This is a genomic window from Devosia sp. RR2S18 (assembly GCF_030177755.1).
GTDB classification, from domain to species: Bacteria; Pseudomonadota; Alphaproteobacteria; order Rhizobiales; family Devosiaceae; genus Devosia; species Devosia rhizosphaerae.
Window position 1 is genome coordinate 2,726,284 of sequence record NZ_CP126539.1, and the last position, 26,237, is coordinate 2,752,520.

The following is a 26,237-nucleotide window of genomic DNA, read 5'->3' on the forward strand; positions in this document are numbered from 1 at the left end:
GTCGAGAGCGCTTTAGCATGAGGCTGTGCCTTGGCGGTGGCGCTGCACTAGAGCCCCATGGTTTCGATCATTTGTGCGTTAATCGTACGCACGTCGAACTTCTGTTCGGCGAGACGCCGGCTCTGGCGACCCATCTCCGACACTAGGCTTGGCTCATCGATAAACTTTTGCATCGCTTCAGCCAGAGCAGCGGGGTTTCGGGGCGGCACGAAGAACCCGTTAACACCTTCTACCACCGTTTCCCTACACCCCGGTGTGTCGGCGGTGATTACCGGACGGCCACTCGCCATCGCCTCCTGGATTGAACGCGGAAGCCCTTCCCTATAGTAGGACGGAAGGACATACACCCCGCTTTGGGCAAGCCACGGGCGGACGTCGACATGGCCGGGCCACTCTATGATCTTGTTCTCTGCCCACTGCTTAATGTGAGCAAGAGCAATCGCGTCGGGGTTGGAATCAACTCCGCCGAGGAGAACGAAGCGCACCTCAGGAAATTTGGCCTTAATGATCTTCGCCGCTTCCACGTAGTCGACAATCCCCTTTGCAGCTAATAGCCGCGCGGCGAGTACGAAGGTGATTGGCTTGTTTGCTGGAGGGAGAAGGGGCCACGCGGAGAGATCTACGCCTGTTCCATTAACGCGCACGATCTGGTCACCCTTGACCATCCCCATGGCTTGCAGTTCACGAGCGTCGTCAGGATTCTGAACGAATACTTTTTCAGCTCGGCTAAGCGCGAGGGTATAAAGCAACCGCGCTACACAGTGGATCGACGCGCCGGGCAGACGTTCGCGAGCCCGCATGTCAAAGGCGTAGCCCAACCCAGCGACAAGAGCGTATCGTTGCGGAACTCCTGCCATTGCCGCTGCCAAAGTGCCATAAATCACGGGCTTAATTGCAAAGCTTAGAACCGCATCCAGAGAGAGGCCTGCCAGGACGTGGCGCAGTTGGAGCAAATCTGTGACATCACGCACCGGATTAAGCCCCGTGCGCGATAAGGAAATTTCGACCGCCTCGACGCCTATGTTGGCTAGTGCCTTCCGCTTCGTCGCATCAATGCCTGGGGCAAGGGCGAATACCTGATGCCCCCGCCGCGCGATGTCTTCAAGAAGCGGTGCGCGGAAGTTTAGTAGCGAGAAGGCATCATTGCTGATGATTGCGAATCGTACCTTGCGTATCAAGGTGAACTGGCCAAAAGGTTTTCTGGAGCAGGAACCTGTGCATCATAACGAAGGAGGCGGCGCACATAGTCAAGGCTACGACTTGGATTGAGCCTACGGGCCGGATACAAAACTGACAGACCAGTTGCTCGTCCGTACCGGTGAGGTGAATTCACTCGGTTTCCCTCCGTGGGCACAACGATGCGAACTTTCCTCGAGCGGGCTAGTGGAAGGGACCGTGCCAGCATGCCCTCTACGAATGAGTGCTGGAGTGGGTTGGACCTACCGAGGATGGCTACAACGGTTTGCAAAGTCACCCACACCCACAAAGGTCGTCACCTACAACAATACTGGTAGAGGTGTCGAGGCACTCCGCTACCGCGAACCCGCCCTGAAGGTGGTGAGTCAGCCCGTTTCTATATCGCTTCCATGGCGGCCTGCAAAGGACGGCAGATAGAGTTTGCGAGTGACGAGCAACTCTTCTATGTCTGATTTGCGAGGAAGCGCAGGTGGAGCGGCGGATTAGCCCACTGAGCGGATTACTGGCTTGTCCGTTGAAGTAGAGTGACCCTGAAGGAACTTGGCAGAACCCAGCTCCGGCTACCGATTCCAAGCTGTAGCAGCCCACGCGTCGTTCCAAGCGCGAGAACAACACCGAATTCTCCTTAGGCGCTGTTGTCGCTCGGTTGCGGGTGATAGGAACTAACTGCTTCAGTTCGAGGCAGGGTTATTGATGGAGTGCTCTGGCGAGCTAAAGCCCACAAAGATGCGCATTCTCCACGTGTTCAAAACCTATCTGCCCGAGAGCTTCGCCGGTGTTGAACGGGTTATCTGGCAGATCGCTGAAGGATGTGCCGATCTGGGCATCGAAAGCGAAGTTCTGTCCCTTAGCCGCCACCCAGCCGAAAACTCCGTCGATGTAGGTCGGCATTTTGCTCGGAAATCAAGGCTGCTGATCAACTACGCTTCGACGGGGCTATCACTTGATCTGGTCGGCGCCCTACGTGAGCAGTCCCGCGCCGCGGATGTGGTGCATTATCATTACCCTTGGCCCATGATGGACCTTGCACACTTTCTCGCTCGCCCCGCTCGCCCGACCCTTCTGACTTATCATTCAGACATCGTCCGCCAGAAGGGGCTGGAGAAGTTCTACTCACCGCTACGCAGGGTTTTCTTGGAACAGGTTGACCACATCGTGGCGACCTCTCCCAACTATATGCAAACCAGCCCCATTCTTGAGCGCTATCTTGGCAAGACCAGCGTCATACCCATCGGCTTGGATCCAGCTTTGCAACCCGCACCTACACCGGAACGGTTGCGGAGTTGGAGTGAGCGCCTCGGCAGTCGGTTCTTTCTCTTCGTAGGTGCGCTGCGGTACTACAAGGGAATTCAGTTCCTGATCGATGCAGCCAAGGCGAGTGGATTGCCGCTGGTCATTGTCGGCGATGGGGAAATGCACCGAAACATCGCTTCGGCTGACCTGCCAAATATCACCATGGTGGGACCCGTAGCCGACGAGGACAAGGCGGCACTACTTCACCTGTGCACCGCCTTTGTATTTCCCTCACACCTTCGCTCTGAAGCTTTTGGCGTGGCCCTACTGGAGGCGGCGTTTACAGGCAAGGCCATGATAAGCTGCGAACTGGGAACAGGGACCAGCTATGTCAATGTTGATGGAGAGACCGGGATTGTGGTTCCGCCGGCGGATGCAGAGGCCCTCACATATGCCATGAACAGCCTCTGGAACGATCAAGAGCGGTGCGCAAGCTACGGCCGCGCTGCGGCGGAACGGGCTCATCGTCTCTTTACAGCCCAGGATATGACGAAGGGCTATGTTGAGCTTTACAGAAGCCTCGACGCGAAAGAGCGCTAGCAGCTCGGTCAAATCTCGCTACTAACAAACATTCCGTCCGACGCCTGCGTGGATGGTATCATCAACGCCATCAAAGCTAGAGAGATCCGCAGCCTTTGCACGCGCTGTCTCTGCATTCTGTGATCGAGAAATACGTACCCACCTTGAACAGTGCGCTCTAGACAATTACCAGTACCCATCGTTCAGAAGCCACTCAGATTCCAAGCTGTCTGAGCCGAAGCGCGTAGACTCCAATCTGGTTTAGGTCAGCAAACCTTATGATTACACCCGTTCTTCTCTCCGGCGGTTTCGGTACGCGCTTGTGGCCTGCCTCCCGGAAAGCCTTCCCCAAACAGTTCGTGTCGCTCCTCGGCGAGGAGACGCTGTTTCAAGCTTCGGCACTGCGCCTTTCCGGTGCAGGATATGGATCACCGCTGGTACTTACCAATGCGGACTTCCGTTTTGTCGTCACCGAACAGCTCCAAAAGGTCGGCATAGACCCAGGTGCTATTCTCATCGAGCCGGAGGCTCGCAACACAGCACCAGCGGTGCTTGCGGCAGCGCTCTGGCTGCAGCGCAGCAATCCAGAGAGTTTCATGCTGATCGCACCTTCGGATCATGCAATTCCGGATCCTGACGCGTTTCGAGCGGCAGTTGAGACCGGCCTTCCGGCGGCAACTGAAGGCAAGATCGTCACGTTCGGCATCATTCCAGACCGTGTTGAGACTGGCTATGGCTATCTTGAACTAGCGCAGCAACCGAGTGGCACATCCGCTCCAATTGACTTGGTACGCTTCGTTGAGAAGCCAAGTTACCAAGGCGCTGAAGAGATGATAGCCTCGGGTACCTATCTCTGGAATTCCGGGATCTTCCTGGCCTCAGTTGCAACCATGGTAGATGCTTTCCGTCAGCACGCCCCTGCCTTGGTGAACCAGGTGGGAGCCGCACTGGCAGATGCCAGGACAGACCTGGGTTTCCTGAGACTTGACCCGAAAGCCTGGAGCACGGCTGAGGATATTTCGATCGACTATGCAGTCATGGAGAAGAGCGACAATCTTGCCGTGGTCCCTCTCGCCGCCGGATGGTCAGACCTAGGCAGCTGGGACGCGGTATTGCGAGCCTCATCGGTCGACCCAGACGGGGTGGCGCTCAATGGCAATGCCACTGCCATTGAGTGCTCCGATACACTGCTGCGTTCAGAAGACGAGCGGCTAGAGGTCGTTGGGATCGGGTTAAAAAACATTGTTGCCATTGCAACGTCCGACGCTGTTCTCATAGCGGACCTGGCACGCAGCCAAGACGTTAAGCTAGCGGTGTCAGCGCTGAAAGTGAAGGGCGCCCGCCAAGCAGAAGCCTCACCCCGTGACCACCGGCCATGGGGCTGGTATGAGACAGTCGCCCGTTCAGGCCGGTTTCAGGTCAAACGCATCGTGGTAAATGCAGGAGGTGTATTGAGCCTCCAGTCCCATCACCACCGCTCAGAGCACTGGATCGTGGTCGAAGGCACAGCTCGAGTGACAATCGAAGATGAGGTCAAACTCGTCACGGAAAATCAGTCCGTTTATATTCCGCTTGGGTCGAAGCACCGGCTGGAAAATCCAGGCAAGTTGCCCATGACGCTGATCGAGGTGCAGACAGGTCCGTATCTGGGTGAAGACGATATCGTTCGATACGAGGATGTGTACGCTCGCGTTTGATCAGTCGCGTCCAGAAGCCATCTTGCGGCGCGGGCAACCAGCATCTGAAGCGTCGGCACAAGTCGAAGGAACGGCAACTGGTGTGGTCGATCACCTCCCAGCAAGCGGGGCCCTGCCCCACCCCACCGCGCCCGACATCAGGCGCCAGCAGTCCATTGCGCCGTAACGTCAACGTGATGAAGCTCCGAGGCTCGTGATTTGAAAAGGAGCGCGAACGCCCGCATTTGCGGCGCCGTCGTTGCCGGCTCTTAACGAATTCATGCGGCAATAGCGACCTTCGCTGCAACTTCGAGGCCCCCGGAACTGAACATGTCTGATTACGAATTTACAGGCGCCAAATGGGGTGCTCCATCGCTAGGAGCGAGCGGCGGCCAAGTCACCTGGAGTTTCGCCAAGCTGGCAGGCGCCTTCTACAGCTTCGACGCTGCCATTACGCAGGTGACATACCAGAACCTGATTAGGGACGCCTTCCAAGCATGGGAAGATGTTGCCAACATCGATTTTGTGGAGGTCGCCGATAGCTCAACTTCGAAGATCCGTCTCGGTTGGGATGCGATAGACGGGCGATACAACACCATTGGTGAAGCAACCTACAGCTACTGGCATGGGAGCGAATTCAATCAGCTCGCCAAATCAGAAATCCGCTTTGACACGGCGGAAGTTTGGTCAACAGCCAAGCACTACGTCGCCGGAACTATCAACTTCTACGCCGTTGCGGTACATGAGATTGGTCATGCTTTGGGCTTGGGGCACACCGATGAGCGGGACACAATTATGTTCCCAACCGTTGGGACACGGGTCGCTCTGTCATCCGGTGACATAGCCGGCGCACAGGCTCTTTACGGACCAAGTCTGGCAGCCACAGCGCCGACAGCAGCAGCGTTCAACGGGTCGGCTGCCGCTGATGTTTATGTTGGCACAGGTGCCAACGAAATCATCCTTGGCGATGGCGGCAATGATCGGCTAACCGGCGGCGGCGGCAATGACCACATCGACGGCGGGGCGGGTGTAGACACCGCCGTTTACGGCGGCAGAATGAACCAGTTTCGATTGTCGTCTGACAACGGTGGTGGCGTGACTATAGTGGATTTGCGGACCGGTTCTCCTGAGGGAACGGACACGCTGCTGGGTGTAGAGCGAATTGAGTTCAGCGATGGAACGCTGGCTTTAGATATCAGCGGCATCGCTGGCCAAGCGTATCGGTTGTACCAAGCATCCTTTGAGCGTACGCCTGATAATGAGGGCCTTAAGTACTGGATCGGCCGCATGGATGAGGGGAACACCACCCTCATCGATATTGCAGATAGTTTCCTTCACTCGCCGGAGTTCGTGAGGACCTACGGTACAGAGCAGACCGTTCCCAGCGGGGAATTCGTTGATCTGCTCTACACCCACACCTTGGGACGCGAGTACGATCAGGGTGGATACGATTACTGGGTGGACAAACTCGAAGCAGGAACCACCAACCGTCGAGACCTCCTGGCCTTCTTCTCGGAGAGTGATGAGAACAAGGCCCAGGTTGCGGACGCAATCAGTGACGGCATTTGGCTCTACTAAGGACGGCTTCGCCATGGCAGCGCCCCTTACAGCATAGTCTATCGAGTTCTCTGATGGTTGAATTGCGCCGCCTGCCCGGTTGTGGCTCTATGCGTACGGGCTAGGAGACTAAGACCAGAGATGCAGGTGAACGTATTTATTGGGCACCGCTCCGGCGAGCAGCCAGAGCTGCTGGTACTGCCGTATGGGCCGATGGCTGCCATCCCGCCTCACCTGCAGACACTCGAATGGCGGCACATGGCAACGACCGGAGCAGGCGATAGACTGCTCGGAGCGACCGAAGACAAGATCAAGGCCGAGATAGCAATCAGCGGGTATGCCGTAGTAAGACCGACCGGCTAGTTTGATCCGAATGGTACGGCGATAAGCGGCACTTTCGCCAGGGCAGCTGATCGTTCCTGCTCACGGTGAAGGTCTACAGCTGCGCTGAAGGTCATTCCTGACACCAGCAAGGCAAACGCGCCCAAACTCAACTGCGCCCATCGCCGTTTTAAGCCCTCTGGCCACGCTAGCACCACTTGGAGAGCGCCAACCACCAACAGCAAAAAGGACATGAGTAGAAGAACGATCATGGATGCCGGCCAGAACTCTGAGGTGGTCCCGGTTTCTGAGACAGGGTCATAAGGTGATCTTCCGACGAAAGGGGCGATCCAGCATGAAGACACGTAGACGGTTTACGGCCGAGTTCAAGGCCAAGGTGGCGCCTGAGGCGATCCGCGGCGAGCGGACGATTTCGGAATTGGCGACGAACACCAGCTTCACCCCAACCAGATCATGCGGAGGAAACGGCAGGCCACCGAGAACCTGGCCAAGGCTTCGACGAGAAGGTAACGGATGCACAGGTGGGCCGAGAGGCGGAGGTGATGAAGCTGCACGCCAAGATCGGGCAGCTTGTCGTTGAGCGAGATTTTTGCCAAAGCCTTGGGAGTGTCAGTAATTTCGTGTGCGGGCGGTCGGTTAAACATTACGCCGCCATGGCCCTGATGAAGCGCTCGCCAAAGATGACAGCAAACTGCGCCTTGGCCATTGACCACTCACGTGGCGGCATTTTCCACTCTTTCTCTGATCGGTTCAAGATCAGGTAAAGCAGCTTGGTGGCGGCATCATCGCTGGGGAAGTGTCCCCTGGCCCTGACCGCCCGCCGGAGCTTTGAGTTTAGCGCCTCTATGGCGTTGGTGGTGTAGACGATCCTGCGGACCTCGTCAGGGAAGGCAAAGAACGGGATGACCTCGCTCCAGGCGCGCCGCCAGCTCTGGCCGATGGCGGGATAGCGCTGCCCCCAAGAGCCGGCATCGAAGTCCGCGAGCGCCTTTTCGGCAGCATCGGCATCGGTCGCGCGGTAGATGTCCTTGAGCGCCGTTGCCAGTCCCTTGCGGTCTTTCCAGGAGACAAAGTCCATCGAGTTGCGCAGGAGATGGACGATGCAGGTCTGAACCACGGTCTCGGGGAATACGGCGGTAATTGCCTCGGGGAAGCCCTTGAGCCCATCAACAACGGCCAAGAGGATGTCCTCGGTGCCGCGGTTCCTGAGCTCGTTCATCACCCGCAGCCAGAACTTGGCACCTTCATTCTGCTCGAGCCAGAGGCCGAGCACTTCCTTGGCGCCATCGGCGCGCACTCCCAGAGCAATATGGATCGCCTTGTTACGCACCATGCCTTCGTCGCGGATCTTGACCCGGATCGCATCGAAGAAGATCAGCGGATAAACCGGGTCAAGCGGCCGTTGCTGCCAGGTGGCGACTTCATCAAGCACAGCGTCCGTCACGGTGCTGATCAGGTCCGCTGATACATCGATGCCATACAGATCGCGCAGGTGCCCGGCGATCTCCCTGGTGCTCATGCCGCGGGCGTACATCGACACGATCTTGTCGTCGAACCCTGGGAAGCGGCGCTGGTACTTGGCGATCAGTTGCGGATCAAAGCTCGACTGCCGGTCGCGCGGCACATCGATCTCCAACTTGCCGGTCTCGGTCGTCACGGTTTTGCGGCCATAGCCGTTCCGCATGTTGCCAGCGCCCTCACCACTGGCGAGGTGGTGGTCCATCTCTGCGTTCAGGGCACGCTCAGTCAGCGCCTTCTTCAGCGAATCCAGCAGACCGCCTTGTTCAAACGCCATGGCCGCACCGCCAGCCAGGAGCTGGTCGAGAAGTTCGTTCGGTATGGCAGGTTCTTTGCGTCGCGACATAGGGGAGACTCCTTCTTACCCATTATGCCGCCTACACACGGAAATCCCGACACTCCCAAAGCCTTCGATCGCTGAGCCTCGATCGGAGGAGAATGATGATCGATTCTGATCTCAACCGGCTCTCGATCCGCCGCCAATGCGAACTGGTTTCGATCTCGCGGGCCTCGTTATCGGCAACCGGCGGGAGAGACGCCCGAGAACCTCGAACTGATGCGCATCATCGACGAGGCCTTCATGGAAATTCCCTGGGTATGGCTCCCGACAGATGGCGCGGCACCTATGCCGTCAGGGCTGGTGCGTCGGCCGCAAGCGGATCGTGGCGCCAATGATACCATGACCCTGGCCGGGTGCTGGGCACACGCACGGCGCAAGTTTTTCGACCTGCATGCCAGCGATGGCTCGCCCTTACCAGTGCCGTGGTCAGGGCCATGGCGCCGCTCTGGGCCATCGAGGAGGACATCCGCGGCTATGGCGCCGGACTGCGCGCCAGCATCCGGGCCGAACGTTCCCGCCCCATCGTCACCGAGCTGTTCGCCATGCTGGAGCGGGAGCTGCCGCGCCTGTCGGGCAAATCCAAACTGGCTGAGATCATCCGCTACACCCTGAGCCGCAGGACGTCCTTCCAGCGCTTCCTTGCCGACGGTCGTATCGAGATCGACTCCAACATCGTCGAGCGGGCAATCCGCCCGCAGACCATCACCCGCAAAAACGCGCTCTTCGCCAGATGGTGGTGGCCGGGCCTGGGCTACGATCGCAACGCTGCTGACGACGGCGAAAATGAACGGTATCGATCCGCACGCGTGGCTGACCCAAACCCTCCAGCGCATCGCCGGCGGCTGGCCAAACAGCCAGATCGCCGACCTCATGCCATGGAACTTCAGGCCGTAACGGCCTCGCCTACTTCTCCGCTTACCGCTTACACGTCAAACCCCACTATGCACCAATAATCGCCCTGGATCGCCAATGCGGGGACCACTCGACGACCGGAGGATCATCAAGCAAGCGGAGCTGCACTCGCTGGTTCGACTGAGATGCTTCAAACGGAAGCGACGCTAGAGTAGAGCTTTCGTGCCTCAGCTTGGGCGATCGCCGCACTCATGCCGGACAGAAACCGCTCCCGGGTAAACAGTTGCGCCCGTTGTTCACACGCTACTCGCATTTCCAGTGCGCGATCTGGTGTAAGCATACGGACCGCTCCCTGAAGGTCCCCTGCAGAAGGCTCGGCCGGAAGAAGGAAGCCGGTTTGACCTGGTACAACAGTTTCCAAGAGCCCGCCTTCGGCCACCCCAATCACCGGCTTGCCCGCTGCCATAGACTCGACCGGTGACATACCAAAATCTTCCTCGACCGGGATATAGATGGTCGCGACGGCCCGTGCGACCAGTAGCTTAAGCTCAGCATCCTCAGTCCAGCCCGTGAAGCGGATATTCGGCACCCCCGCAGCTAAAGCTTTCAGCTCATCTTCCTGTTCTCCCCCGGAGGCGACAACAAGATGCAGGTCAGGCATGGCTTTGAAAGCCTCTACAATAGTGCGGATACGCTTAAGTGGGGTAAGCCGCGCAGTGGAAAGGTAATAACCCTGCGACTGTTCCCACCTAAATCCTTCCGTATCTACTGGAGGATAGACGACGACGCTGTCTCGTCCCAGATATCTCTTGATACGCCTCCTGATATTCTCGGAGTTGGCAACAATCATGTCCATGCGCCCGACCGAACGCTCATACCCCCGTTGGAACCAGGCACCGGCCATCGAGAGCCCAAGTCGGCGTCCCACCCCGCCAGTGGCCTCGTAGAACGATTTCTGATCATAGAGGAACCGGGGAGGCGTATGGCAGTAGAAGATGTTGACCCCGGACCCATCTTGCTTGGGCGCGGCGAAAGGAGCCGCTACTCCACTAAAGATGCGCACAGGATAATTGACAGAACGGCGCCTCTCCATAGCGAACGACATCGCCAGAGCTATCGTGGCCAAGCCCGGGGTCTTGATCACCTTGCCCGACATCAGGCTACGGGAGTCAGCTGGAAAGTTCTCCTCGCCGTAGCTGAGTTCCGTTCGATAACCGTATACAAGTTCAGCATCGAGCGCGCAGGCGAGTTCAAGTGCTAAGCGCTCACCACCGCCACGAATTGCGAAGTAATCGTGGTACAGTGAGGTGGTAGAATTACCTTCGCGCAACATTTAGCTCCTACTGACATTCCCACCTGAGCGTCGTCCACTTCTGCCAACTCAGCCGAAGGCATTCACCGGCTATATAGTCTCGTGCTAACCGACTTCCGGGAGTTCTCGGCCAACGCGCACCAACACTGTTCCCTATTCCGACCCAAGCAGATCAGACTACGACGGTAGGGAGCTTGATGCGTGCCCAGTTCGCACATCTCGTAGGCGTTGGCGATTTAAACCGCGGAGCGTGCCTGCAAGGCGGCGGCCCAGAACCGGATACGCGTGAATTTCTCGCCACTCGGCAGCGCGTGCAAGGACACTGCTCACCAACGGGGTGTTTGCCCGCAGGTCATAGGCCAGCTTCTTCAAGCCGTCAGCAAGCTCTCTCGGCGTGGCTCCGGGTAAGGCAAATACGACTTGCGATACGTCGTCAAAAATCGGCGAAGGAGTTACGGCTACAGCCTTCCCTACGGCCAGACCGTAGCGCACGGCGCCGCTCGCGGACTCGGCCGTGGCTTGATATGGATAGACGATGATTTCGCTAGTAGACAGCAGCTTCAAGCTTTCCGCATCGGACAAAAACTCCGTTGTAAGCCGAACCTGGTCTGAGAGGTTGTAGCGCGCGACCAGAGAGTGCGCCTCTTCGATAAGCTGATACGAGACCGCGGCAGGAAAAGCTGCGTTGACGAGATCGAGTTCGAAGCGGAACCCCTCCTCCTTCAAGAGGCGAGCTGCTTCGATCAACTCGATTAGACCTTTGTTTGGAAGGAAGAAACCGTAGCTGGCTAGGCGCACTGGATCGCTCGGCAAGCGCTTCTTTGCCTTTACCTCAGGTGCTGCGAGGACGCCGTGAGGAAAGAGAGCAACATTATCGATGAGACCATGGGCCTTTAGCTGATTAAGATCCTTCACTGAGTGCACTAGTAGCCGATCGCAACGCATCAACGACTGTACAATGGCGGCTAGTCGCTTGTTTGGGTCATGCTGCGGATCGATGGTGGCGTGAAGCGTTACGACGACTGTCTTATCGGCGTCCTTCAGGCGCTTGATCAGCAAAGCAAATTGGTCCAGATCGAAAAACGCGTAGTTGAACTGAATGACGATGGTGTCGAGGCCGAACTCATCCACCGCTTGCATCAAGCGTGAAAAGTCGTCGACCTTTCCTTCACGCCAGCAGCGGCAAACATTATCCGGATCGTCGTCGGGTTCTTCATCTGGATCATCGGCAAGAATAAGCACCGGAATGTCCAGGCCTTCTAACAGATGTTCCGAATAGGTGGCGATACCGCACCGCTTGCGGAACGTGGTAACCCAACCAAGGCGAGGCTCGGCGATGAGGTCGTCGGTTGTTATGGAGCGCACCGCCTCAAGAGTGCGGGAGGCTACGTCGTCCCACGACCAATGACTTAGCAAGTCGAAGGTCTTCTTCGGACGCTTTTGCGCGACCGCTTCTTGCATCAGTTCCGCCAAGTGGTCGGGGTTTGGCTCTGCCCATGCGCTGATCGAATTGCCAGCCTGATGGGTGGTGGCCGCGGCGAACGAATAGTCGATCAGCGAGGCGTTGTCTGAGGTGCAGAAGTCGAGGTGGCCACTCCATCCGGTAGCAATTACATGTAGGCCGGCGAGCATGGCCTCGGCGATGGGCAGTCCAAAGCCTTCCGCTCGGCTCGGTGCGACTAACGTATCGCACTGCTCGTAAAGCCTCTTCAGCTGCGCGTCGGATAGGTCGTCCATAATGAGGGTAACAGGGGGGTAGTTCGGATTGGCGGACCGCAACTCCGACAGCTGCTGCTCTATGGTGTTGTGGGGATTCTGAAAGGTCTTGATGACAAGCAGAACATCATCAGCGCGAGTGAATGCCTCGCCGTAGCTCTTGAGTAGCACATCTGCCCCCTTGCGCGGAAAGCAAGAAGAGACATGAAGGAAAGTGTGCGCGGCGGTTTTGATTGTGTAGCTGGGATCGGCAACAACGCGGGCCCAATGATCCACACCATTGCCAACCACTGTGGCCGGCACCGACACGCCAGCATCGATCATGACCTTGCGAACGTGTTCGGAAGTGGCGGTGACGAACTGGAGATATTCGTTGAACCCCTCGGCATATGAGAAGGGAAACCCCGTCTCCTCCCACGCATAGCAGCTGAAGCCGTTGAGCTGTCCGGCCATGTCGGAAATACGCGGAGGATACATGTTGCGGGAAACTATTTCGGCCGCACGATCGGCCCCGTTTCGTGCGTGCAATGCTGCTACATCAGCATTATTGCGAAGGAACGTAGCATCGGCCTCGTAGTCGCCGGGCCCCTCTGAAGCGAATAGGGAGGCTCCAACGCCCTTTCGATCAAGGGCCAGGCCGAGTTCGCGGTTGACCAGCGCCAAACTGTAACTGCTGTCGAATGGCCCTTCTATGCGCCAACTCGGCTGAGCAGAAACGTTGATGGGACGTAGGCGATTTTCGACTGCCGTGCGGTTGGCAGCGGCAGCCTGAGCAAACTCTGCCAAGTCGGCGGAGCTTGGCGGTGAAAACTGGCTAGCGAGCCCTCTAACCCGTTCGATGAGACTGTGCTCTACGCGCTCGAGGCGAGCAACCGTCTTCGCCCAATCTTCAGGATTAGCCGCTGGAAGCGCTGTGGCCCGCAGCTGGGTAAGCGCCTTTTCAGCACTGGAGGCCCAGGAGAAACGTTTCGCCTGCGACTTTCCTCGTTCAATCAGGCTGGCACGAAACGCCGCGTCGGTGAGGACACGCTCAAGACTGCTCCTGATGGCGTCCACCGAACGGGGATCAAACAGCGCGTCCGGATTGCCTATAATCTCCGGTATGCTCGAGGCATTGGCACCAATGGTCGGTGCACCGCACTGCATTGCCTCTAGACACGGCAGCCCGAACCCTTCGTAGAGCGAAGGGAAAACGAAAGCGTCACAGATGTTGAGCAGTTTGATTAGCTCTGCGTCGGGGATAAAGCCCAACAGCTTGAGTGCATCCGGTGGCAGACCAGCTTGGCGGGCCTTATCCTCAAGTTGCTGGCGCTCTCCTGCGGAAATCCCGCCGGCGAATACCAGCTGACGCCCCTGGCGCGTTACAAGTGGCAGGCGCGCGAACGCTTCTATCAGCCGATCAAGGTTCTTCCTTGGATCTGCACCACCCGTGTAGAATACGAAACGGCCAATAATACCATGGCGCCGTTTTACAGCGTCCCGCGCATCGGCAGAGAGGTTAAGCGGACGGAATTCGGGCTCAGCGCCTTCCGATGCGTTGATGACACGTTCGGCAGGGTATCGAGCGCGTTCTAAAAATTCACTCGATGTGTAGTTGGAGATCGTTATCACCGCCGCGGCGTCACTAATCTCGTTGAGCTTGGCATGGTAGTGCCGGCTGTAGTCAGGGCTTAGATAGCGTTCCGGGAGCGCGAGGGGTATAAGATCATGCACTGCCACTACGGTGGGTACAGTCGCAAGCCGCCCAATACTCAGCGTAGCATCATCACCATAACCCTCAAAAAAACTGGGAATGAACACCACGTCCGGTGCCAACATTTCAATATAGGCTTCACGCAGCAGTGCCGCGGCGCTGTAGCGCCAGCGGTGTTGTGGATCGACATCCCCTGCTTCGCCGAGCATACGCACGATGTGAAGATTTTGCTGCGGCACGGCCGCGAATCTCTGGCGCAATGGAATAAGCGTTTGGTCGAACTGGTCGTTAAGCAGAAGATGGACGTTGTCAGCTTCAGCTTGTCGTACGATTTCGCTCGCAATGTTGGAAGCGTATCGGCCCAGTCCCCGGAACCGACTCTCGTTCTGGCAGGCCTGCAAATCGATCAGAATACGCGTCATCGAATTCCACTGTCCGGCTTCTCGGAGAGCCGAAGGTAAATGCTGGTCGCTCGGGGCGACAGCAGGCGCTCGTCGAGAAGTTGATGATAAGGAAGCCCAGCAGACTGCGCAGCCCGCAAATCTCCATAAATCAGTCGCTGAGCGCGCGTAAAGAGCCCCGGAAAATGGAGCTTGAGCTTCCGAGCGAGCCAACGCGTATGTGGCAGCTTAAGAGCCGACTGTACGGACTCGCGTAGAATTCGGCGGGTGAAGCTTCGGCCCCGCTGAACCAATGTTCCAGCAGCTCGGACGGGGGCGCTCACCCGCCAGGAAGTGCTTTCGTAAACCGCCCGGAGTTCCGCAGCTTGATCTTCCAGCCTGCGCTCCATCGCATGTTGTGCTGACCGTAGCTCCGCGAGATCATCGCGCAACTCGCGCTTTGCCCTCTCGACAGAACGATCTTCAATCGAGGCTTCGAACCGGCTCGATAGAGTATCGAGGGTGAGGCCCCGATCCACGGCGAACACTACACTGGCTGAGGCCATGACGTGCTCCGGACCACTCTTCTGAGCCACAAGAGCATAGTCCGGACTGACCCCGCCGAGAACGTCGAGCAGGCGGGCGGTATCCCTCTCACTCAAGCCAGGACTCTCTTGCAGGCGCAATATCTCTGCGCGGGCAAAACCATAATAGCGCGCCAGGAAGGACATTAGGCCAGGCGGCAACGGCTTATTGTGAGTTGGATCCATGTGGAAGCTTAAGCTGCCGACATGGAGATTCTCGGCGTTAGGCGTTTCGAGGATCAATAAGCCTCCAGGCCGCAGAGCGCGCATGGCCTGACGAAACACCTCTTGCAAAACGTCGAAAGGCAAGTGCTCGGCGATATGAAATCCGGACACAATCGAGAGACTGTCGTCCGGCTCCCCAGCAAGATATGCGATCGCATCGCCATTTGTAGCGGGGAGCCCACGTACAAAGCATTCGGCCAACATGCCCTCGTCGAGGTCCACGCCATGCGCTGAAAAACCATAGGACAGGGCCAGCTCAAGCCACTCACCGCGCCCGCACCCCAGGTCCAGAACCCTGCCCCCAGGCGCCTCCTTGGCGATGACGCGCAAAAAGGCCCCATAGCCTCGCTCCAGCCGACCGGCAATCTCTTCGCGGCTGCCGCGAAAAGCTTGTTCGAAAGCATGATAGAAGTTCTGGCTCACCGCTCCATCTCCAAAGTTGGTGGTATCCACGCGATGCCAACAAACTCGGAGTGCCTGAGGTTAACCACACTGAAAGTGACCGCTAGATCCTGCCACTGATAGTTACGGGAAATGTGGGTATCTTTATCGTGAAGCGCCACGGCAATGGAGTAATTGCCATATCCGATGTTCACAGGGAATCGGAACTTGAAGGTGACTTTTTCGCCGGCGGCAACGTTAGTGAGCGGTTGACCCAATTGGTAGGTGTTGGTGCCAAAGATCGGCGTTCCGAGTCGGTCCTTCAGCATGTAGCCGGCGACAAGTTCTCCGACGGGCTGGTTAGCTCTCGCGACCACTCGCAACACCGCCTCGCTTCCGACGGTGAGCATCTCCGTTGGGCGACCCTCATCATCAAGCAGGGTCACGTCCTCGATTGTGACTTCCCCCGAGCCGGATCGGGTTCGAACCCTACCCTTCTCGTCGGTGGTCTGCTCGAGCAGATGCCCCTCCTTCTGTGCCACCAGAGCATTGTATAGGTCGAGCACTTCCTCGGGCGCTCCATCGCTACGGACCTGGCCAGAGTCGATGAGGATCGCCCGATTGCAGAGCGAAATGATAGACGCTCTGTCGTGAGATACCAGCAGCAGGGTGGTCCCTGCCGTTCGAAACTCTCGTATGCGATTGAAGCTCTTGTGCTGAAAATAAGCGTCGCCGACGGATAGGGCCTCGTCCACAATCAAGATTTCGGGGCGAACCGCGGTCGCGACGGCGAATGCCAGGCGAACCTGCATGCCACTCGAATACACCCGGATCGGCTGATCGAAGTAGCTGCCAATCTCAGCGAATGCTTCGATTCCACCGATCAGGCTATCAATCTGCTCCTGCGAAAACCCCATGAGCCCGGCTGAATTGTAGACGTTTTGACGCCCTGTCATATCGGGATTGAAGCCCATCCCCAGTTCAAGCAGGGCCGCGACGCGCCCGTTCAGCGACACCGATCCCTTGGTGGGCTGCATGGTACCCGTGATGATCTTGAGGAGGGTACTCTTGCCCGCGCCGTTTTGACCAACAATTCCAACAGCTTCTCCAGGCTCAATGTCAAATTTGATCCCCTTCAGAATGTCAGTTTGGCCACGCAGCCGGGGTGCAGCGCCGAACCATGACAGGATGCGTCCCCATTCACTGCGATAGGTGAAAAAGCTCTTGTGGACGTCGTCCACGCGGATTGCAGTCATAGTACGTCCACGATGTCAGAATTGGCACGGCGGAACACAAACAGGGCGACAAAACAAAGGGTTAGCGCGAGGAGAGCGATGGCGGCGATGGCGGGGAGGTTGGGAGGTTGGTGGTAGAGGACAATGCTGTGATAGCTCTCGACCAGAATATAGAGCGGGTTGAGGGCTAGTATCCGCCGATAGGTTTCGGGCACAACATTGGCGGGATAGACGATAGGCGTGAACCAGAACAGCAACTGGATAATAATGGGGACGACCTGTTCGACATCGCGCACGAAGACATTGATGACGCCCAGTATCAGACCGGTTCCGGCAGCGAGTGCGGCGATGATGGGGACCAGGAGAAAGTAGTACATCAGGTATGGCGTGACGAAATGCCCGAGAAACAGGAAAATCACGTTCATCACCAGAAACAATGCGAGATTATTCACCAAGGCCGAACCAATGGCGATGATGGGCAAAGTCATGCGCGGGAAGTTCACCTTCTTGAGCGCATTGGCGTTGTTGATGAAGATCTTGAGGCAGCGGTCGAGGATTTCTACGAACAGGTTCCACGCCAGTAGACCCGCCATGAGATAGACGGCGTAACCATAGGTGGAATCAACACCTGGCAGCCGCGAGGACAGGAGATTGGAGAGGATGAAGGCATAGATCAGAACTTGAGACAGTGGCTGAAGAACCACCCACAAACCCCCGAGCCGGCTGCGAATGAAGCGCGTCAGGAAGTCGTTGCGGATCGAGGTCAGTATGAAAAACCGGTACTGCCAAAGGCTGCGGAGCAGACCGTTCATGTGGATCTTCCGAGAAATACCGGGCCCCGTATAGGCCCGCCGATAGCACTTTGCAAGTTTAGCCTTGCCGTGCCGATTGTCACACCGCCCTTGGTTGCGGGCCTCAAAGCGGGAACAAATGCTAACGGAACGTGCACAGTGAGGGCCTGAACTGCTGTCAAACCGCTAAAGCACGAGGTCGGGGGAAACTGGCGCTGGTAGATCCACACCTGGTGGTCTCCCGGACACGCCATGATCTCATCGGGGGTGCCGAACCGCTCGAGATAGTCGGCGGGCAGGTTTGCGGTCAGCACGAAGTTGGGGCGGAAGGGTTCGCCATCGGTGCGCCGGTCGCGCCAGCGCGCGGTGAAGTTGATATGAGTGTTGAGCCCGGCCTGGGAGAGGTGGATGGCGCCGCCCGACAGGAAGATGACGGATTTGGCGTAGTCGTAATCGGCATAACCGTCGGTGAGGCCACGCTGCTCGAGACAGGCAATCAGTGGCGCGTGCTGGCCGGTGCGGAATGCAGTGAGGAGGCTCGGCGACAACCAGAGGGCCAGAACGCCGAGAGCCAGCCCGACGCCACCAGCCAGCAGGCGGAGGCGCCCTGCCCGCAGCAGCCGCAGTGGTGGCGGCAAGAGGAGCAGCGGCGCTAAATACACAATGGCGATCATGTAGCGCAGCTTGGAGGGGTGATCGATGGCCCCGACCAGTATGGGCAGCACGAGGACGGCCAGGGTCGACAGGGTGAGAAGAAGCGTCTGCACCTGGCGCTCGCTGACGCTGCGGCGCGCGAACAGCTCGCCGATGGTGGCCAGCAGGAGGACGATGCTGACGAGCGCAGCAAGGCTATAGGCAAAGAGCGCGCCGTCGCCATCGGCCAGCCCCTCCCCCAGCACGCGGAAGAACTCGCGGGCCGCATCGAGGGGGCTCACGGCAAAGAGCTCCGCCTGGGAGCTGGGGAAGGGCTTGACCCGTTCGGCCAGGTAAGCGGCGACGCCGAGGAGGCTGACGAGACCGGGCGCCAGGAGGCGGCGCGGCTGGCGCGCCACGAGGGCGAGAAGCCCGGCTGTCGCGGCCAGAGGCGCGACAAACCAAACGAGGAAGATGGGATCGGAATAGACGGTCGCCACGGTGATGGCGCAGAGGACCGGGAGGGCAATCGGCGCCCTGCCCCGCACCAGGACTTGGGCGGCCAATCCAATCGCGACCAGCAGCATCAGCGTCGCGCCGGTGTGGATATAGATCGAGGCGGCGTAGTTGAGGAGCCATTGGATGGGCCGCCCGGCTACAAGGGTGATGAGGACGAGCCCGGCGCCGTAAAGGATAATTGCGGGCGTCGGAGTGAGGCCGAGCGCAGTGCCGAGCAGCAAACCGCCGGCAAGGGCGAAGGCCCCGAGTAGGAGGAGGCTCGCCAGCACGATGGCGACCCGGCCGTCGATGGGCAACAGCGCGGTCAGCGCAAAAAGCCAATCGGGAAAGGCGTAGAGCGCGGCCGAACTCACCCAATCGAACAAGGAGCCGCCCGTAGCGAGGTCCCGCACCAGCAGGAAGGGATGGACGAAATCGCCATCGAAGAGGCGGTAGGGATATTCGCCCGCAGACATCAGGGCCGTGGCATAGGCGAGCGCCACCAGGGTGGCGGCGAGGAGCGCGGTGACGGCGGCGGTTATGGGCTTGGACGCGGACATGGCTGCGGCGGGTGAGCGATAGGACCTCTATAGGGGAGGCTCGGGGGCACGGCAAACATTTGGTGAGCGGGGGAGTGGAAACAGGGGTCCCGCTGCGCGGGAATGACATGGTGGGTGGAGGGGGCTGCGGGTCACCCCACTCTAGCTTTGCTACGGCCTGGGAGGCCGAGCGGCGCTACCCTCCCCTTCATGGGGAGGGTCAAAAAGTGCGCGTGGCTACTTGGTGCGGACCAGGCAATCGCGTTCGCCGACCAGTCCATAATTCTCCCGAAGCACCGTTTCGGCTTCGGCAGCGGAGAGCTCGGGCAGCGAGTGACTTCCCCCGCGGGGCAAGTGGAGCGTCGAACCCTCCAAACGATAGCCGCGCTCGCCGCCCTGCTCGGGATAGGTGCAGGGGGCTGCGGACACACCGGGCACGGCAAGGGTGAGGACAATAAGGGGGATCAGCATGGCGGATAGCTCCTTGTGGGATGGCACGCAAAGCATGGCGATGCGGCAATCTCGTGACCCCTTCCCAGGCCACCGGGATCGGCTTGGCAGCTGGTGGGCAGCAAGCTTGCGCCCTATTGCTCCTGGGCCGGCATAGCCGCCTGCAAGGCTCTCGCATAGGCCGCGCGAGCAGTCTGGAGAATGGCAAGGGTCTGCTGGGCTTCGGCGATCTTTTAATCGACCACCTGCAGATTGGTGATCTGGCTCCGTGCCTCTTCGGACAAGGCAGCGAGATCGAATTGCTTGCCGTCGATGGTGATGGTTGCGCCTGTTGTGAATAGCCCCTAGATTTGTAGACGCCTTCTTCCCTAATTTTGAGGCAAGGAGGCCTACATGGGCAGAGGCAATTTTAGCGACGAGTTCAAACGGGACGCGGTGCGTCAGATCACCGAGCGGGGGTATCCCGTTTCGGAGGTGTCGCAGCGTCTGGGCGTGAGTGCCCATTCGCTCTACGAGTGGCGCAAGAAATATGCATCGGATATTCTTTCATCCCAAGTTGCGCTAAGTCGGGAGGATTGATCCCGCCTAGAGCGCTTGAACCGGGTGTCCCGATCAATGTAGATTTGTTCAGCCGGACTCAAGGGGAGCTTCGGCAATGCATCCCAGGCCGAAGTTTTTTATCAACGACCGTCCGGTTTGATCCACGGCATGGTCACAGTGACCGTTAGCCCAACACCTTCCGATACAAGGCCCGGCCACCGCTGATCCCGTTGTCCAGGGTCTCCCGCTGAAAAGCTTGATCGTTATCGAAAAACAACTCGCAGATCATCTGGACATGGGGAATTGCCGTTTGCGCGGCCGGATACCAGTCTCGAACAGCGGCATTGCTTGCGGGGTTCATTGTGGGCGACCGATCAAAGGTCCAATGGAGGTCATCAAACAGGATGAAACCGCCCGGCTTGACGAGCTCCTTAAGCAGTATGGCGGCAGGTGCATCGTGCACAAAGCTGTGCGCGCCGTCGAGATAAGCGAAGTCGAGCATCGGTCCAGACCCTTCCCTGCGCTTTTTGAGGGCGATCTGTGCCAGGTTCCAGCTGTAACTGTCATAGGTTTTTCGCGAATTACCATAGGCTTCAATGTTGCTGAAGCCCTCGTTCAGTAGATCACGCGCGAGCTCGTCGACGGACACCTCGAAATCGAACAGCAGCAGCTTGCCGCGGCCATTGAGCCGCTTGGCAATTGCAAAAGTGGTAGCGCCAACCCCTACGCCAATCTCCGCAACAACGGGAGCAAGGCATCCGGAGCCAAGAACATTATCAAGCACCAGGAGAGCATCCGCGGAAGGGGCGGAAATGCCTTGGTAGTGCGCCGTCCCGATCTTCTCTAGCATCGCCGGATTTCCCCGCAGATGAGCATAGTGCGATGGTAACGCAGTCGCGGAGCTTATGCATAAGTCGGGGCCCAGATTAGAAACCCAGACTTCCATAAAAGCAGCACAGTTATACCAAGCCAGTAGTGGGGCCAGATCACGCCCCCCGAAGCAGCTCCAACCCAATCGCCACTGTGCTCAACGAAGAAGCGATCGGCTTTAAATCCGTAGCGTCGTTCGATGGACATTCAACGTATATGTTGCGGACGCGATCACGTCCATGCAGCAGGGCGAGGGCAGTCGAGACCGTCGCCTGATCGGCAAAGAACTCGGCATTGGTGTGCATCTGACCGAAGGCGTGGTTGGTCGAGCTGCGCGTGGAGCGGGCAACGAAGTCACCGGACCAGTCAACACGCGTAAGCGGCACGGTATCCCGCAGCCGGTTGGCAATCGGGGCATGGCCATCGGCACGAGCCTTCTCGCAGACGATGTCGACGTCACCGGTCGAAATCGTCCGGAAGTGACCATCAACGCCGTTGATGTTGACGCCCGGGCGCAGCACCATGCGGATGGCTTCGGCATAATCTCCGCCTATCTTTATGCCATCGAACTCAAAAACCTCGCCGCAATATCGGGCAGTCAGGATCGCACAGGCCAGAGCAAGGCTTTGCGATTTAAGATCCACTTCCTGCTTGCGGAAGATGATCGTAGACAAGAGGGGAAGGGCGTCGGTGTAGCAGTTGCTGGTGAGTTCAACGCAGGTTTCGCCGAGCGCGGCGTCGTAGGTTGCAGTGTAGCGCATCTTAGTGAACCCTGGAATTGAGCGTGAGCTCGCAAGCTTCACCGTTCGCCGCGATCTGATGGAAGGTCATCCCCGTCTGCAGTTCCAGGCTGAACTGTGATTGCTGAATGGCCTCGTGGCCACGGATAGACGGAGACACGAGGCTGTAGACCTGACCGTCTTCATTGAAGTCGGCGACGATCTTAAGGGCATGCCCCATCAGGGACTGTGCATTCACCCGATTCAGGCGGGCCATGAGTGATGAGAGATCGTCGAATGTCTCGGACCTGAGAGCGCGCTCACCCGACTGCAGGTTGAGATCTTTCCAGTTGAATGGAACTTCGCGGTCGATCTTACTTTGCTGCACGGAGCTCATCTGGACGGGTATCCCGAGCAGGGCTTCGATTTCCTTCTTGATCTTGCGTGCTTTTTTTAAGCTCTTGATCGCCGCCGAGCGGAAGTAGATCGGCTGATTAAGGCCAGCGTTGCGGGTGCAGAAGTCACCGGGAGTGACTCCGAACACTGCTTCGAGCATACCAGCGTTCATTTTGATGATGGTGCTGGACGGATCTGCTTGTGTTAACGGCTCCTCGGTCGGCTCGTGAGCATCAAGCAAGTTCTGCTGCAGATGCTCAGTGAATTCTTCCGAGGCTTCCGCCGGAGCCACCTGGATTGGCTCGGCAACCTGCTGCGCTTTGAAGGCGGTGATCGGGATGTAGATCTGCCAAACGCCGGCATAGTCCGGAAGCTTGGAGACTATCGTATCGAAAGACATCTGGTTGCGGCAGTAGACCTCCTTGTCGATTTCCTTGGCCCGCTCGCGCAGACCGGCATCCTTATTCCAACAGTAGGTGTTGAGGGCGCGGGTTCGGGCCGTCTGCCCGTTTGACGCTTGGTTAGCCGTGCCCGTGATGGTCACGTTGCTCGAGTGATAGCGTCGTAGCGTCACGTAGCTGCCGGTGTGCTCGATCCTGAAGCCCATGAGAGCCATTCGCAAGGCAAGGTCGAGATCCGAACCGAGCGCAAACGCCTCGTCATAGGGAACCGTTTGCATAACGTCCTTGCGGTAGAAACAGGCGGGATGAGCTGTTATCTTGCCGGTGCCGCGCAGCAAGGTGGCTGCGGTACGCTGCTTGCCGCTGTTGCGCTCGATCACGCCAGTGGTTTCGTCCCAGTCGATCCAGCCTCCATGCGAACCGTGGATCTGACCATCCTTCTGGAAGGCGCGTAGATGGTCGGCAAGACGGTTGGGCAAAGCCGTGTCGTCATCATCCACGACGCAGATATATTTGCCGCGAGCGTTTTCCGTAACCAGGTTGCGAGCGCCCGGAATGGAGGCCCGGCTTGTGCTTTCAAGTCGGATTAGCCCCTTAGCCCATTGTATTTTGTTGAGCGAAGCGCGCAAGTTTTCGACAGCTTGCTCGCTGGAGCCATTGTCCACCACCATGATCTCGAAGTCATGGTCGATCTGCCCGCGAAAGCTGTCGATCGCTTCACGCACCATGCGGAGATGATTTGGGCGCTCCGTCGTTGCGATCCCGAGCGTAACCAGCGGTGCAATTCGCTTCTGGATCTGGGGAGATGCGATTTCAGCGAAATTCGAATACAGGAAAGACATGGAGCGCAGCACGCTCTTGTCCGTATGAGCAATCTTTTGGTTCTGCTGACGAAGCTTCAGAATGCCGTTCATGGAGATCGATGGCTTATGCCACACATGGAAGAGCTGGAGGGCAGCATTGTCCGCCCAATAAAGAGTGCGACCCGAACGGCGAACACGCTCAGCGAAATCTCCGTCCTCATTGCCCCATCCGGTAAAGCGTGAATCCACGCCGCCCACGGCTTCCCAGGTCTTGCGCGAGAAGATTACAAGTCCACCCTGACCCCACTTGGCGCGGAGCCGACCTTTTGGCTTTCCGCCATTCAGCACCACCTTCAAGGCGTCCTGCACGGAAAGTTCCTCGTGCAGGTCTGTGGCCTGAGCAATGCCGATACCCAGACGACCGGCGGCTGCATCGGCAACCATGCGTTCCAGTTCGCCTCTGCTGCAGTTGGAAATCAACATGTCAGCGTCGGCTTTGGCGATCACGTCATTGGACGCAAGCAGCACCCCGGCATTTATGGCTTCACCGCAGCTCCATATTTCCGCTTCGAGGCGTACAACTGTCGCGATGGAGGGCACGTGTTCGCTAAGAACAATTGGCTCAGCGGAGCCGAAATCGACCACAATTATTTCGTTGAGGTAGGGTGAACCCAGCGCCGCAAAGCTTTGGATACAAGCATCGACACGTTCACTGGGCCAATTCCGGACAGGCAAGACAAGCGTGAGCACAGTTGATTCCTCAGAAGTTGGGTTGATCGCTACCCAACTCCCGAAGCTTAGCGACGGTATGGTTACTCGTACGTTAATCAGCCCGCGGAGCTAGTCGGGAAATTGTCCAGCGTCTCCGAACCAATTGCTGTAATTATTCTATTGCCAACGCCGAAACCGACATCGCCGCTGCGCGCTGCAATAGCCAAATCACGCAATACTATAGTTGATCCACCAGTCGTATCTAAAAGCATTGCGTTGAGCTGCTCCAGAGATAGGCGGTTATTTCCAACTACAATGAAGCGTACACCCATGTCTTGAAGACGTTTAACCAGAACTTGCGCATTGGATACGTCTCCCTGCGCTGCCTGTTGTTGAACCATGTTCAGGAACATGGATGGGTCAACATCATAGCTCAGGGTAGGTGTCACCGAAGTTGCTACAATAGCTGTAGCTGCTAGGGCGGCGGTGAGCTTCTTCAAGTCGAATTTACGCATCTCAAACTCCGTATTTATACGGCAATATGGAGCGGATCCGTTTCGGTACGATTAACGTCCTATGGACGTTTTGCTCCTGTCCATTAGTTGTGCTGACAGCCATTCAAGTGGGCCTTCTCGTGGGCCAGGACGAGTTCAGACATCCGGGGACTCATTCTTTCTTCTAAGAGGATCACTCTGCCTTCTAGCGTGCACGCCTTCCTACCTCCGCACCAGAAGTTCGTCTCGAACGAGGCAACCCGCTCGACCGTATAGTTCTGCGTAGGTTCTGCGAGGCACCTCAGCGAGTTAGGCACACTGAATTTCCAGCCATCAACCTCGACATAGCGCCACTCCGCTGCCTCCGTCGTAAGCGGTGCAGCAAGCAGACACGCTGCAATTGCAAGAGAGTGGAAATTCGGCACTGATGTCCTCCACGACTGAAGGACCAATAATGTTGTCTGCCGAGTGAATTACCATGTTTACCGATGATTAACGTTACCGGCGATGCGAATCCACTTGATCGGATATTGCGGTGGTGCGAACTCAGAAGCCTGGCAGCGGACTAGCAAGCAACTACAAAGCGATGACGATCGCCCGGCGGAGCTCCGTACCCGCCCACTTTTTGCTGACGAGTAGCGAGGTGATGCTGCTACTAGGTCGAACTCGGGGGTGAAAGAAACACTACGTCCATCATGCAGTTCCAGGGGCCTCTCTCAGAGCGGTAGATGGATTTGATCCCACGAGCTTTCTGTCGAAGGGGAAGAGGACCTCAAGTCCATAGAAGGGTCGTTTCCTTAGAAGTGATTGGCCTCCAACAGGGGGAGTGTTCTTTCTATCTCTCTAAAGAAAACCACACACACCCACATTCTCTCTATCCATACCTTTATGCATTACCAGAACGTTTATTATTCCTGCATATCGGTGCTGCCCCCGCCTGAATGAGCATCTGTAAAGTCAGCTAATTTCGGTGTTGGCGGGGTATAGCCCGACTAAGTTGACACTGATTTCCCCTCAAAATAGGTCGAGCCCGTACACGATATCCGGGTAGGTGGGGCGGTCCTCGCCTGGGGGGCTAAACGGTTGTCAGTGAGCTTCTCTGCTCATCCTAGACAGGAGTGGACCCCGCCCTGCAGCAGGACAGTGGATCTCAAAGACGTCGGAAGAATCAGCTAGTCGGAAGGCAGACGTCCTCTGCAACACTCAAGTACGCTCGCTCAACGACGGCTGCGGCTTTTTCTGCAGCATCTCTCCGAGTACCGTCACTTAGATGTGCATAGCGTTGGGTGGTTCGGAGTTGGGTATGCCCCAAGAGATCTTGCACTACATAGATGGACACGCCGGTGTTCACCAGGAAGCTTGCAAACGAGTGCCGCAGATCATGCAGTCGGACATCGGGAAGCCCTGCTCGTTTTCTGATGCGGTGCCACGGTCCATACAGCGATGATGGGGGACGTCCGGTCTCGGGCGATGGGAAGATGTAGGGATTGCCTTTGGTGCGCTTGATTGCCTTCAACGATCGTGTCCTTCGGCGTGGTGTAACTGAGGCAGGGCCTCCACGCATATCCGGCT

At 57.8% G+C, this 26,237-nt stretch carries 20 protein-coding genes and 3 pseudogenes; 8 read left to right on the forward strand and 15 right to left on the reverse strand.

The annotated features are described in order from the left end of the window. Nucleotides 1-47 precede the first annotated feature (47 nt). Entirely contained in the window at nt 48-1,178 is a 1,131-nt protein-coding gene (locus QOV41_RS13380) for a glycosyltransferase family 4 protein (protein WP_284577217.1), read from the reverse strand. 745 nt (nt 1,179-1,923) lie between these two features. Here QOV41_RS13380 and QOV41_RS13385 point away from each other — a divergent pair. The 4 genes from QOV41_RS13385 (at nt 1,924) to QOV41_RS13400 (ending at nt 6,605) form a co-directional block, all read left to right on the forward strand. Continuing rightward, complete coding sequence (locus tag QOV41_RS13385; RefSeq protein ID WP_284577219.1) at nt 1,924-3,030, forward strand: glycosyltransferase; 1,107 nt, start codon at nt 1,924-1,926, stop codon at nt 3,028-3,030. Nucleotides 3,031-3,287: 257 nt separating this feature from the next. Beyond that, nucleotides 3,288-4,706 (forward strand): mannose-1-phosphate guanylyltransferase/mannose-6-phosphate isomerase, encoded by a 1,419-nt coding sequence (locus tag QOV41_RS13390; protein ID WP_284577221.1) that lies wholly within the window; start codon nt 3,288-3,290, stop codon nt 4,704-4,706. Between the two features lie 309 nt (nt 4,707-5,015). After that, on the forward strand, nt 5,016-6,263 hold the full coding sequence (locus QOV41_RS13395; RefSeq protein ID WP_284577223.1) for a DUF4214 domain-containing protein: 1,248 nt from the start codon (nt 5,016-5,018) through the stop codon (nt 6,261-6,263). Nucleotides 6,264-6,389: 126 nt separating this feature from the next. Further along, complete coding sequence (locus tag QOV41_RS13400; RefSeq protein WP_284577224.1) at nt 6,390-6,605, forward strand: hypothetical protein; 216 nt, start codon at nt 6,390-6,392, stop codon at nt 6,603-6,605. A 416-nt stretch (nt 6,606-7,021) separates the two neighbouring features. On the opposite strand, the gene QOV41_RS13405 is transcribed toward QOV41_RS13400, so the two are convergent. Both QOV41_RS13405 and QOV41_RS13410 read right to left on the reverse strand, forming a co-directional pair. Beyond that, nucleotides 7,022-7,228, reverse strand: a complete 207-nt coding sequence (locus tag QOV41_RS13405; RefSeq protein ID WP_284577226.1) for a hypothetical protein — start codon at nt 7,226-7,228, stop codon at nt 7,022-7,024. Continuing rightward, nucleotides 7,228-8,448 carry an IS256 family transposase gene (locus tag QOV41_RS13410; RefSeq protein ID WP_284577228.1) on the reverse strand — a complete coding sequence of 407 codons (1,221 nt, stop codon included), beginning with the start codon at nt 8,446-8,448 and terminating at the stop codon, nt 7,228-7,230. Before QOV41_RS13410 ends, QOV41_RS13405 begins: the two co-directional genes overlap by 1 nt. 53 nt (nt 8,449-8,501) lie before the next feature. Between QOV41_RS13410 and QOV41_RS13415 the strand changes: the two are divergent. Together QOV41_RS13415 and QOV41_RS13420 are read left to right on the forward strand one after the other, a co-directional pair. After that, a pseudogene (locus QOV41_RS13415) lies at nt 8,502-8,779 on the forward strand (IS3 family transposase); the annotation flags it as partial. Then, nucleotides 8,767-9,336, forward strand: a pseudogene (locus tag QOV41_RS13420) (IS66 family transposase); the annotation flags it as partial. The pseudogenes QOV41_RS13415 and QOV41_RS13420, both read left to right, overlap by 13 nt. A 148-nt stretch (nt 9,337-9,484) precedes the next feature. Here the strand turns inward: QOV41_RS13420 and QOV41_RS13425 are convergent. From QOV41_RS13425 to QOV41_RS13455, 7 genes are all read right to left on the reverse strand, one after another. Next, complete coding sequence (locus QOV41_RS13425; RefSeq protein ID WP_284577229.1) at nt 9,485-10,627, reverse strand: glycosyltransferase; 1,143 nt, start codon at nt 10,625-10,627, stop codon at nt 9,485-9,487. Between the two features lie 156 nt (nt 10,628-10,783). Continuing rightward, nucleotides 10,784-14,437: a glycosyltransferase gene (locus tag QOV41_RS13430; protein WP_284577231.1), complete on the reverse strand. Its 3,654-nt coding sequence runs from the start codon at nt 14,435-14,437 to the stop codon at nt 10,784-10,786. After that, nucleotides 14,434-15,627 (reverse strand): methyltransferase domain-containing protein, encoded by a 1,194-nt coding sequence (locus QOV41_RS13435; protein ID WP_284577233.1) that lies wholly within the window; start codon nt 15,625-15,627, stop codon nt 14,434-14,436. Before QOV41_RS13435 ends, QOV41_RS13430 begins: the two co-directional genes overlap by 4 nt. Then, nucleotides 15,624-16,841, reverse strand: coding sequence for an ABC transporter ATP-binding protein (locus QOV41_RS13440; protein ID WP_284577234.1), 1,218 nt, complete (start codon nt 16,839-16,841; stop codon nt 15,624-15,626). The genes QOV41_RS13435 and QOV41_RS13440 overlap by 4 nt, the downstream gene beginning before the upstream one ends. Further along, nucleotides 16,838-17,632 carry an ABC transporter permease gene (locus QOV41_RS13445; RefSeq protein ID WP_284577236.1) on the reverse strand — a complete coding sequence of 265 codons (795 nt, stop codon included), beginning with the start codon at nt 17,630-17,632 and terminating at the stop codon, nt 16,838-16,840. Before QOV41_RS13445 ends, QOV41_RS13440 begins: the two co-directional genes overlap by 4 nt. Continuing rightward, complete coding sequence (locus QOV41_RS13450; protein WP_284577237.1) at nt 17,629-19,302, reverse strand: hypothetical protein; 1,674 nt, start codon at nt 19,300-19,302, stop codon at nt 17,629-17,631. Before QOV41_RS13450 ends, QOV41_RS13445 begins: the two co-directional genes overlap by 4 nt. Before the next feature lie 216 nt (nt 19,303-19,518). Further along, on the reverse strand, nt 19,519-19,752 hold the full coding sequence (locus QOV41_RS13455; RefSeq protein WP_284577239.1) for a hypothetical protein: 234 nt from the start codon (nt 19,750-19,752) through the stop codon (nt 19,519-19,521). Between the two features lie 20 nt (nt 19,753-19,772). Between QOV41_RS13455 and QOV41_RS13460 the strand changes: the two genes are divergently transcribed. Together QOV41_RS13460 and QOV41_RS13465 are read left to right on the forward strand one after the other, a co-directional pair. Beyond that, a complete protein-coding gene (locus tag QOV41_RS13460; RefSeq protein ID WP_284577240.1) occupies nt 19,773-20,072 on the forward strand; it encodes a hypothetical protein in 300 nt (99 codons plus the stop codon). Nucleotides 20,073-20,124: 52 nt separating this feature from the next. Next, nucleotides 20,125-20,271 (forward strand): annotated as a pseudogene (locus tag QOV41_RS13465) (transposase); the annotation flags it as partial. 184 nt (nt 20,272-20,455) lie between these two features. On the opposite strand, the gene QOV41_RS13470 reads toward QOV41_RS13465, so the two are convergent. The 5 genes from QOV41_RS13470 to QOV41_RS13490 all read right to left on the reverse strand — a co-directional run bounded on the left by QOV41_RS13470 (nt 20,456) and on the right by QOV41_RS13490 (nt 26,229). Continuing rightward, nucleotides 20,456-21,217, reverse strand: a complete 762-nt coding sequence (locus QOV41_RS13470) for a class I SAM-dependent methyltransferase (protein WP_284577242.1) — start codon at nt 21,215-21,217, stop codon at nt 20,456-20,458. A gap of 40 nt (nt 21,218-21,257) precedes the next feature. Further along, complete coding sequence (locus QOV41_RS13475; protein WP_284577243.1) at nt 21,258-21,902, reverse strand: hypothetical protein; 645 nt, start codon at nt 21,900-21,902, stop codon at nt 21,258-21,260. Between the two features lies 1 nt (nt 21,903). Then, on the reverse strand, nt 21,904-24,210 hold the full coding sequence (locus QOV41_RS13480) for a glycosyltransferase (RefSeq protein WP_284577244.1): 2,307 nt from the start codon (nt 24,208-24,210) through the stop codon (nt 21,904-21,906). Between the two features lie 77 nt (nt 24,211-24,287). Continuing rightward, complete coding sequence (locus QOV41_RS13485) at nt 24,288-24,686, reverse strand: hypothetical protein (RefSeq protein ID WP_284577246.1); 399 nt, start codon at nt 24,684-24,686, stop codon at nt 24,288-24,290. A 1,147-nt stretch (nt 24,687-25,833) separates the two neighbouring features. After that, entirely contained in the window at nt 25,834-26,229 is a 396-nt protein-coding gene (locus QOV41_RS13490) for a tyrosine-type recombinase/integrase (protein WP_284577247.1), read from the reverse strand. Nucleotides 26,230-26,237 lie beyond the last annotated feature (8 nt).

What these genes read in the sequence shown, in the direction of transcription:
- QOV41_RS13385 (WP_284577219.1), top strand. Translation starts at nt 1,924, where the DNA reads ATGCGCATTCTCCACGTGTTCAAAACCTATCTGCCCGAGAGCTTCGCC.
- QOV41_RS13390 (WP_284577221.1), top strand. Translation starts at nt 3,288, where the DNA reads ATGATTACACCCGTTCTTCTCTCCGGCGGTTTCGGTACGCGCTTGTGG.
- QOV41_RS13395 (WP_284577223.1), top strand. Translation starts at nt 5,016, where the DNA reads ATGTCTGATTACGAATTTACAGGCGCCAAATGGGGTGCTCCATCGCTA.
- QOV41_RS13405 (WP_284577226.1), bottom strand. Translation starts at nt 7,228, where the DNA reads ATGTTTAACCGACCGCCCGCACACGAAATTACTGACACTCCCAAGGCT.
- QOV41_RS13410 (WP_284577228.1), bottom strand. Translation starts at nt 8,448, where the DNA reads ATGTCGCGACGCAAAGAACCTGCCATACCGAACGAACTTCTCGACCAG.
- QOV41_RS13425 (WP_284577229.1), bottom strand. Translation starts at nt 10,627, where the DNA reads ATGTTGCGCGAAGGTAATTCTACCACCTCACTGTACCACGATTACTTC.
- QOV41_RS13430 (WP_284577231.1), bottom strand. Translation starts at nt 14,437, where the DNA reads ATGACGCGTATTCTGATCGATTTGCAGGCCTGCCAGAACGAGAGTCGG.
- QOV41_RS13440 (WP_284577234.1), bottom strand. Translation starts at nt 16,841, where the DNA reads ATGACTGCAATCCGCGTGGACGACGTCCACAAGAGCTTTTTCACCTAT.
- QOV41_RS13445 (WP_284577236.1), bottom strand. Translation starts at nt 17,632, where the DNA reads ATGAACGGTCTGCTCCGCAGCCTTTGGCAGTACCGGTTTTTCATACTG.
- QOV41_RS13450 (WP_284577237.1), bottom strand. Translation starts at nt 19,302, where the DNA reads ATGTCCGCGTCCAAGCCCATAACCGCCGCCGTCACCGCGCTCCTCGCC.
- QOV41_RS13455 (WP_284577239.1), bottom strand. Translation starts at nt 19,752, where the DNA reads ATGCTGATCCCCCTTATTGTCCTCACCCTTGCCGTGCCCGGTGTGTCC.
- QOV41_RS13460 (WP_284577240.1), top strand. Translation starts at nt 19,773, where the DNA reads ATGGCACGCAAAGCATGGCGATGCGGCAATCTCGTGACCCCTTCCCAG.
- QOV41_RS13470 (WP_284577242.1), bottom strand. Translation starts at nt 21,217, where the DNA reads ATGGAAGTCTGGGTTTCTAATCTGGGCCCCGACTTATGCATAAGCTCC.
- QOV41_RS13475 (WP_284577243.1), bottom strand. Translation starts at nt 21,902, where the DNA reads ATGCGCTACACTGCAACCTACGACGCCGCGCTCGGCGAAACCTGCGTT.
- QOV41_RS13485 (WP_284577246.1), bottom strand. Translation starts at nt 24,686, where the DNA reads ATGCGTAAATTCGACTTGAAGAAGCTCACCGCCGCCCTAGCAGCTACA.
- QOV41_RS13490 (WP_284577247.1), bottom strand. Translation starts at nt 26,229, where the DNA reads ATGCGTGGAGGCCCTGCCTCAGTTACACCACGCCGAAGGACACGATCG.